The 7,252-nt window shown below is 66.9% G+C and carries 8 protein-coding genes and 1 tRNA gene; 1 reads left to right on the forward strand and 8 read right to left on the reverse strand.

Features of this window, described 5'->3' with window-relative positions; genetic code table 11:
* Positions 1-148: 148 nt before the first annotated feature.
* Positions 149-1,270 (reverse strand): lactonase family protein, encoded by a 1,122-nt coding sequence (locus VF649_RS05875; protein ID WP_331011027.1) that lies wholly within the window; start codon positions 1,268-1,270, stop codon positions 149-151.
* A gap of 167 nt (positions 1,271-1,437) precedes the next feature.
* Here VF649_RS05875 and VF649_RS05880 point away from each other — a divergent pair, with 167 nt between their 5' ends.
* Positions 1,438-1,692 (forward strand): hypothetical protein, encoded by a 255-nt coding sequence (locus tag VF649_RS05880; protein WP_331011028.1) that lies wholly within the window; start codon positions 1,438-1,440, stop codon positions 1,690-1,692.
* On the opposite strand, the gene nhaA is transcribed toward VF649_RS05880, so the two are convergent.
* The 7 genes from nhaA to VF649_RS05915 all read right to left on the reverse strand — a co-directional run.
* The gene (gene nhaA, locus VF649_RS05885; RefSeq protein WP_331011029.1) at positions 1,689-2,894 is read right to left on the reverse strand and encodes a Na+/H+ antiporter NhaA; all 1,206 of its coding nucleotides are present in this window, start codon (positions 2,892-2,894) and stop codon (positions 1,689-1,691) included. The genes VF649_RS05880 and nhaA overlap by 4 nt on opposite strands.
* Positions 2,895-2,949: 55 nt before the next feature.
* A complete protein-coding gene (locus tag VF649_RS05890; RefSeq protein ID WP_331011030.1) occupies positions 2,950-3,420 on the reverse strand; it encodes an SRPBCC family protein in 471 nt (156 codons plus the stop codon).
* 54 nt (positions 3,421-3,474) lie between these two features.
* Positions 3,475-3,549: transfer RNA gene (locus VF649_RS05895), tRNA-Glu, on the reverse strand.
* 59 nt (positions 3,550-3,608) lie between these two features.
* Positions 3,609-4,982, reverse strand: coding sequence for a class II 3-deoxy-7-phosphoheptulonate synthase (locus VF649_RS05900; RefSeq protein WP_331011031.1), 1,374 nt, complete (start codon positions 4,980-4,982; stop codon positions 3,609-3,611).
* Positions 4,983-5,067: 85 nt separating this feature from the next.
* On the reverse strand, positions 5,068-6,591 hold the full coding sequence (gene cysS / locus VF649_RS05905) for a cysteine--tRNA ligase (protein ID WP_331011032.1): 1,524 nt from the start codon (positions 6,589-6,591) through the stop codon (positions 5,068-5,070).
* Positions 6,592-6,704: 113 nt separating this feature from the next.
* The gene (locus VF649_RS05910; RefSeq protein WP_331011033.1) at positions 6,705-6,974 is read right to left on the reverse strand and encodes a hypothetical protein; all 270 of its coding nucleotides are present in this window, start codon (positions 6,972-6,974) and stop codon (positions 6,705-6,707) included.
* The coding region (locus VF649_RS05915; RefSeq protein ID WP_331011034.1) for a hypothetical protein at positions 6,971-7,252 on the reverse strand (282 nt) is incomplete at its 5' end. The genes VF649_RS05910 and VF649_RS05915, both read right to left, overlap by 4 nt.

The following is a 7,252-nucleotide window of genomic DNA, read 5'->3' on the forward strand; positions in this document are numbered from 1 at the left end:
CCGCGGGCTTTGTCGCGGTGCTCGCGGTGCTGGGCATGGTCCTGCCGTTGCTGGGGCTGTCGATGCTCGCCGTGCTTCTGGTCGAGCGCCTTCTGCTGCGTCGGCTGCCGCGATGTTGGCGCTGGCTGGGGCTGCGTCCGGGATCGGTCTAGGCGCGGTCCAGGAACACGACGCCCGGAACGCTGGCAAAGGCGCCGGTGCGGGTCAGCCGGCCGTCGGCGGCAAGCGCGAACGGCACCAGCGTGCCCGCCCGCTCGTTGGCGACCACCAGCCGGGCCTCCGCTTCGCACAGCAGGAAAAATCGCGGCCAGGATCCGCCGGTCGCGACATGCTGGATCCGCGCAAGCCCGCCGGCGGCGTCGATGGCGAACACACCCACGCTGTCATGCCCGCGATTGGAGACATAGAGGCGGGTGCCTGCGCGGTTGAGCGCCAGATGCGCGGCCGAGCTGTCGCCGTGGAAACCGGGCGGCAGGGTGGAGAGCGTCTGCACCGCCCGAAACCGTCCGGCACCGGCGGGTTCCAGCACCGTCAGGCTGTTACCCAGTTCGCTGACCAGATAGGCGCGCGGCCGGTGCGGATGGAAGGCCAGATGGCGCGGCCCCGACCCGGCCGGCGCCTGGTAGGCGACATCGGGCGGGCCGATCGTCCGCCCGCGCGAATCGAAGGGGTAGGACAGGACCGCGTCGGTGCCCAGATCGACGCTGTGCAGCCAGCGGCGATCGGGTGAGAAGCCGACCCAATGGGCATGCGGCCCCTGCTGACGCGCGGGGTTGGGGCCATGACCCCGGTTGGCACGGATCAGCGGCGGCGCGATGGGGGCGCCGGTTCGTGGATCGAGCCGGTAGAACGCGACGCTGCCGCTGCTGTAATTGGCGACGGCAAGGCAGGTCTGCGCCGGATCCAGCGCGGCGTGGCAAGGATCGGCGCCGCCGGTCGTCACGCTGCCGATTGGCATCCGGCCGGAACCGGTGCGCCAGGCGCCGAGCTGGCCATTCGGGCCTTCGTTCAGGAAGTAGCGCGTGCCGAAGCGGGCCGACCGCACGCCGAAAGACGCGTTGCGGACCGCCGGATCGGGCGTGCCGACGGACCAGCGGTCGGCGGGTCCCAGCGTAACCGGGTACAGACCGCCGCCTCCCTCCGCATCATAGGTGCCGGCGACCAGGCGGAGCGGTCCCCCTGTTGGAACCGCGCCGGTGCCATGACCGGAGACCAGCAAGGCCGCGCCGCCGATCAGGGTCCGGCGGCGGATCATCGGGTTGTGGGTCATCAGTGCCTCGTCTCTGCCGATCGCGTGCCGATATCCTTTACCGGTGATCGATCGATTTCCAAGCGCCGGCGATATGGGGCGCGTGTCGGCATGATCGCATTCCGCTACGGTCGACCGCGCGGCGGCTGGTTGCGCGATCGGCTTTCGCAGGGCATCCGGACGGGATCATGGCGAAGAAGAAGCAGTATCTGACGGCCACCTTGCCCGATGGCTATGTGAAGACGATCGGGCCGACGACGACGGACTTCACCCATTATTGGCGAATCGTCGCAACCTTGCCGGGCGGCGGAACGGAGGTGTTCTGGGGCCACACCCGGTCGTTGGCCGAGGCCCGTCGCAAGCAAGCGGCGGCAGCGGATGCGGCCCGGTCGCGTGGTTGGGAGCATTACCGGTTCGAAGTCGTCCCGGTGGTGCGGACCTAGCGCGTCTGGACCTCGCCTTCGGACGGCGCGCCGTACAGCAGGATCCAGCCAGCCACACCGGCGAGCACGGAGCCGGCGAACACGCCGAGCTTTACCGCGTCTACCGCGTGATCGGCGTCGCGAAAGGCGAGACCGCCGATGAACAGGCTCATCGTGAAGCCGATGCCACACAGCGTCGCCATCCCGTAAACCTGTCGCCAGGTGGCGTGCGCCGGCACGTCGACCACGTCCAGGCGCACCAGGGCGAAGATCGTGCCGAATATCCCGACCTGTTTTCCCAGGAACAGCCCGAGCGCGATGCCGATCGGCAGCGGCGACAGGACATCCGCGGCCGTCATCCCGCCAAAGGCAACACCGGCATTGGCGAACCCGAAGATCGGAACGATCAGGAACGTGATCCAGGGATGGATGCCATGTTCCAGCCGTTCGAGCGGCGGATGCGGATCCCGCCCGCCGCCCCGCGCGCGCAGCGGGATGGTGAGCGCCACCGCCACGCCGGCGAGCGTCGCATGAACGCCGGACAGCAGCACGCCGTACCAGATGCCGATCCCGATCAGCAGATAGGGGGCCAGCGCCCGCACGCCCGCCTTGTTCAGACCGATGAGGATGGTCAACCCGGCCATCGCCAGCCCGAGCGGGGCGAGCGCGATCTCCCCGGTGTAGAACAGGGCGATCACCACGATCGCGAGCAGATCGTCGATCACCGCGATCGCGGTCAGCAGGATCTTCAACGAAACCGGTACGCGCGACCCCAGCAGCGCGAGGATACCGAGCGCGAATGCGATGTCGGTGGCGGCCGGGATCGCCCATCCGCGCAGATCGGCCGGGTTGTTCCAGTTGAATGCGACATAGACCAGCGCGGGCATCGTCATCCCCGCGACCGCCGCCGCGCCGGGCAGCAGGCGCCGGCTCCAGGACGACAGGTGGCCGGATACGAGTTCGCGCTTCACCTCCAGCCCGATCAGCAGGAAGAACAGCGCCATCAGGCCGTCATTGATCCAGTGCAGCAGGCTCAGTTCACCGAGATGCGCGTGCAGCGCCGCGAAATAGCGGTCCGACCAGGGCGAATTGGCGACGATCAGCGCGAATACGGCCGACAGCAGCAGGAGGATACCCCCGGATGCCTCGCCTTGCATGAAACGCCGCGCACCCGAACGGATGGCACCACGCGCCCGCACGCCATCGTGGCTGTTCCTGTCCATGACGCTCTTTCCTTATGGTCGCCGGACGGCCTTCTAGCCGGAACGGTTGCCGGCGCTACAGGGTCCGCGCCAGCGCGGCGAGCTGGTCCGCGCATTGGCCCCATCCGGCATCGAACCCCATCGCCGCATGCTGCTGCGTCGCCTCGACCGTCCAATGCCGGACCTGTGCGGTATAGCGGGTGCCGCCATTCTCGTCGGACAAGGTGATGATGCCGAGCATGAAAGGCTGCCCCGACTTCGGCGCCCAGGCGGCGTCGAACGCATCGGTGAACACCAGCCGCTCGTCCGGCACCACCTCCAGATACACGCCGATGGTGAGATTTTCGGTCCCGTCAGGGCCGCGCATCAGTATCCGGCTGGTCCCGCCCGGCCGCACATCCACCTCCGCTTCGGGCACCGTCCACGGCTGCGGCACGAACCACTGTTTGAGGAGCGCCGCCTCGGTCCAGCACCGATACACCGCCCCGCGCGGCGCATCGATCCAGCGGGTCAGCGTCAGTTCGCGATCGGGCGAAAACTTGGTCATGGCATCCTCCCCATCAAGGCACGGCGCGTCATCGAAAAAGGATGGGCAGCGACCTGGTGACCCCTACGAGAATCGAACTCGTGCTTTCGCCGTGAGAGGGCGACGTCCTAACCGCTAGACGAAGGGGCCCTTGCGGGAGCGGTGTCAATATGAAGACCGGCTGCTCCCGTCAAGTCCGGCGTCAGGGCTCACGCGGCTTCGCGTTCGCGGATCCGCATTTCGTCGTTGAGCATTTCGGCCAGCAGGAACGCCAGTTCGATCGACTGGCCGGCGTTCAGGCGCGGGTCGCAATGCGTGTGGTAGCGGTCGCCCAGGCTCTGTTCGGTGACGTCGATCGCGCCGCCGGTGCATTCGGTGACGTTCTGTCCGGTCATTTCGGCATGGATGCCGCCGCCATGCGTTCCTTCGGCGCGGTGCACCGCGAAGAAGCCGCGGACCTCGGCCAGGATACGATCGAACGGCCGCGTCTTGTAGCCGCTGGCGGCCTTGACGACATTGCCGTGCATCGGGTCGCACGACCACACCACCGGCCGGCCTTCGCGCTGGATCGCGCGGACCAGTTGCGGCAGATGCTTTTCGATCTTGTCATGACCATAGCGGGTGATGAGCGTGATCCGTCCCGGCACGCGCGCCGGATCGAGCGTGTCGAGCATCCGCAGCAATGCATCGGGATCGAGGCTGGGCCCGCATTTCACGCCGATCGGATTATGGATGCCGCGCAGATATTCGACATGCGCCGACCCTTCGAACCGGGTGCGATCGCCGATCCACAGGAAATGCGCGGACAGGCCGTACCAGTCGCCGGTCAGGCTGTCCTGCCGGGTCAGTGCCTGTTCGTAGGGCAGCAGCAGCGCTTCGTGGCTGGTGAAGAACTGCGTTCCCTTCAGCTGCGGCACGGTTTCCGGGTTGATCCCGCATGCCGCCATGAAATCGAGCGCTTCGCCGATCCGGTCGGCGACGTCCTGATATTGCGCGGACCAAGGACTGCGGCCCATGAAATCCAGCGTCCAGGCATGGACCTGATGCAGATTGGCATAGCCGCCCTGGCTGAACGCGCGCAGCAGGTTGAGCGTCGCGGCCGACTGGCTGTAGGCGCGGATCATCCGCTGCGGATCGGGTGCGCGCGCGGCGGGATCGAACCCGATGTCGTTGATGATGTCGCCGCGGTAGCTGGGCAGCGAAACGCCGCCAATCTCCTCCAGGTCCGACGAGCGCGGCTTGGCGAACTGGCCTGCCATGCGGCCGAGCTTCACGATCGGCATCTTCGACGCGTAGGTGAGCACGACCGCCATCTGCAGAATGACGCGGAAGGTGTCGCGGATATAGTTGGGGTGGAATTCGGCAAAGCTTTCCGCGCAATCGCCACCCTGCAACAGGAACGCCTTGCCGGCCGCGACCTGCGCCAGCGACGCGGTCAGATCGCGCGCCTCGCCCGCGAAGACCAGCGGTGGATAATGGCCGAGTTCCGCCTCCGCCACCGCCAGCGCCGCGGCATCGGGATAGGTCGGAAGTTGCCGGGCTTCTGCGTGCTTCCAGCTATCGGGCGTCCAGGTGCTTGCCATCTACCATTCCTAATCTGTCGCAATTTCCTTGGCGGAGCGGCCACCGAAACGCAACCGGAGCCGGGCGATCAGGCTGATCGCATGATCACTCCGTCAGCCGCGCGCGCCATTCCCAGCGCGCGGGATCGCCGTCCATCACCTCGACCCCGGCCGACGCCAGCTGATCCCGGATCGCGTCGGAGGCCGCAAAGTCGCGCGCGGCCCGCGCGGCCGTGCGCTCCGCGAGCAGCGTTTCGACGGCGGCGTCGTCCAGCGCCGCGTCCGCAGGGCGCAGGGAAAGCGCCCGGCGATCGAGCGTGAGCAACCCGAGGCCGAGTACCAGATCCATGCTGGCGACCAGGCGCAGCCGTTCCTGCGCCGGGATGACCTTGGCGGCGATCGCGTCCTCCAGCACCGGCAGCGCCTGCGGCGTCATCAGGTCGGCGGCGACCGCCGCATCGAACCGGGCGAGCAGCGCGCGGGCGGGCGCGGACAACCCGACTTCGATCAGGTCGCGCTGGTACCGGGTGGCCGCGCCGCGGCTGTCGCCCGCCTCCGCAACCGCGCGGATCCAGTCCGCCGCACCCGCCTGATCGCGCAGCAGGGTCACGCCGGCGACGATCCGCTTCAACCGCGTCAGCGCCGCGCCCAGGCTGTCGGGCGAGAATTCCAGTTCGGACCGGTAATGCGACGCGAGGCAGAGCAGGCGATAGGCGAGCGGCGGCACCCCGCGATCCACCAGCGAGGCGAGGGTTGCAAAGTCCCCTTTCGACTTCGACATCTTGCCGCCGCGATCGACCAGGAAATTATTGTGCATCCAGAGGTTCGCACCGGTTTCGGCCGAGCAGGTGAAGGCCTGGTTCTGCGCGATCTCGTTGACGTGATGGATTTCGCGGTGGTCGATACCGCCGGTATGAATGTCGAATTGTTTGCCGAGATATTTCAGGCTCATCACCGAACATTCCAGGTGCCAGCCGGGCGCCCCGGGGCCCCAGGGGGACAGCCATTCCATCTGGCGGCGTTCGCCGACGGGGGAGGCGCGCCACAAGGCGAAGTCCGCCGGATTGCGCTTGCCCGCGACCGCATCGATTCGGCCGATCGTCTCGTCGGGCCGCGCCCCGGCGAGGAGGCCATAGTCGGGCACGCGCGTCGTATCGAAATACAGGCCGCCCGCGATCCGGTAGGCGGCGCCATGATCCTCGATCGTGCGGGCAAAGGCGATCATGTCCTGAACATGATCGGTCGCGACGCTCCACAGCGTCGGCGACAGGATGCCGAGCGCGCCGAGATCCGCCTTGAACGCCGCGGTATAGAAGGCGGCGATGTCCCAGATATCCCGGCCCGCGGCGCTGGCTGCAGCCTCCATCTTGTCGTCGCCGGCATCCGCATCGGATGTCAGGTGGCCGACATCGGTGATGTTGACGACGTGATTCACCGCATAGCCCTTCCAGTTGAGCGTGCGGCGGAGCGTATCGGTGAAGACATAGGCGCGCAGATTGCCGAGATGCGCGAAGTTATAGACGGTCGGCCCGCAACTGTAGATCCGGACCAGATCAGGATCGATCGGCGTGAACGGCGCGATGTCGCGGGTCAGGCTGTTGAAGAAGGCGAGCGGGGCAGGGTGGGTCATCGTGCCGCTCTAGTCCCGGGAATATCCGCCGGGCAAAGAAAAAGGCGGGGGTCCGATCCGGACCGCCCGCCTTTTGTCCGATCGCTCCGATCCAGGGACCGAAGCGAGCGCGATCACATCGCGTTGGAAGCGTTCGCGGCCACGGCGCCGTTATCCACAGCTTCCTGGACGTTGTCGGCGGCCGAGTGCATGTTGTCGGCAGCGTTCTCGAGAGCGGCTTCAGTCGACTCGTTCGTCGCGTTGTCAGCCGAAGCTTCGAGATTGTCGGCGGCGTTGTCCAAGGACTCGGCGACGTTCTCGGCGCTGTTTTCGGCCGGAGTATTGTTCGTGCAGGCGGCCAGAGACATCAGGCCGGCGGCGACGACGAAGCTGAGCTTCTTCATATGTGCTGCTCCAAGAAAGGCAAACGGAAGGGCCGGCCCGAATGCCGTCCCCACCCCGTCTGTAGCGGCGTCATCTCTTCCGTCAACGTAGAAATAGGATCGCGCCAACGCGGTTCGTCGCATTTGGTGCGTTGCACCATCATCATGCAACCATCCGTCTTATGAATTGTTAAGTTCGCAGATGCCGGTTTCGTCCACCGTTGCATGTCCACAACAGCACAAAAAGAGGTGTTCAGCCCATGGCGATCCCCAACCATGCCCCTGCCGCGCACACCATG

It is taken from the genome of Sphingomonas sp., from assembly GCF_036387535.1.
In the GTDB taxonomy this organism is placed as follows: domain Bacteria; phylum Pseudomonadota; class Alphaproteobacteria; order Sphingomonadales; family Sphingomonadaceae; genus Sphingomonas_R.

Excerpts from the sequence above, each read along its gene's own strand:
- nhaA (WP_331011029.1), bottom strand. The coding sequence starts at position 2,894 with ATGGACAGGAACAGCCACGATGGCGTGCGGGCGCGTGGTGCCATCCGT.
- VF649_RS05910 (WP_331011033.1), bottom strand. The coding sequence starts at position 6,974 with ATGAAGAAGCTCAGCTTCGTCGTCGCCGCCGGCCTGATGTCTCTGGCC.
- VF649_RS05875 (WP_331011027.1), bottom strand. The coding sequence starts at position 1,270 with ATGACCCACAACCCGATGATCCGCCGCCGGACCCTGATCGGCGGCGCG.
- VF649_RS05890 (WP_331011030.1), bottom strand. The coding sequence starts at position 3,420 with ATGACCAAGTTTTCGCCCGATCGCGAACTGACGCTGACCCGCTGGATC.
- VF649_RS05880 (WP_331011028.1), top strand. The coding sequence starts at position 1,438 with ATGGCGAAGAAGAAGCAGTATCTGACGGCCACCTTGCCCGATGGCTAT.
- cysS (WP_331011032.1), bottom strand. The coding sequence starts at position 6,591 with ATGACCCACCCTGCCCCGCTCGCCTTCTTCAACAGCCTGACCCGCGAC.
- VF649_RS05900 (WP_331011031.1), bottom strand. The coding sequence starts at position 4,982 with ATGGCAAGCACCTGGACGCCCGATAGCTGGAAGCACGCAGAAGCCCGG.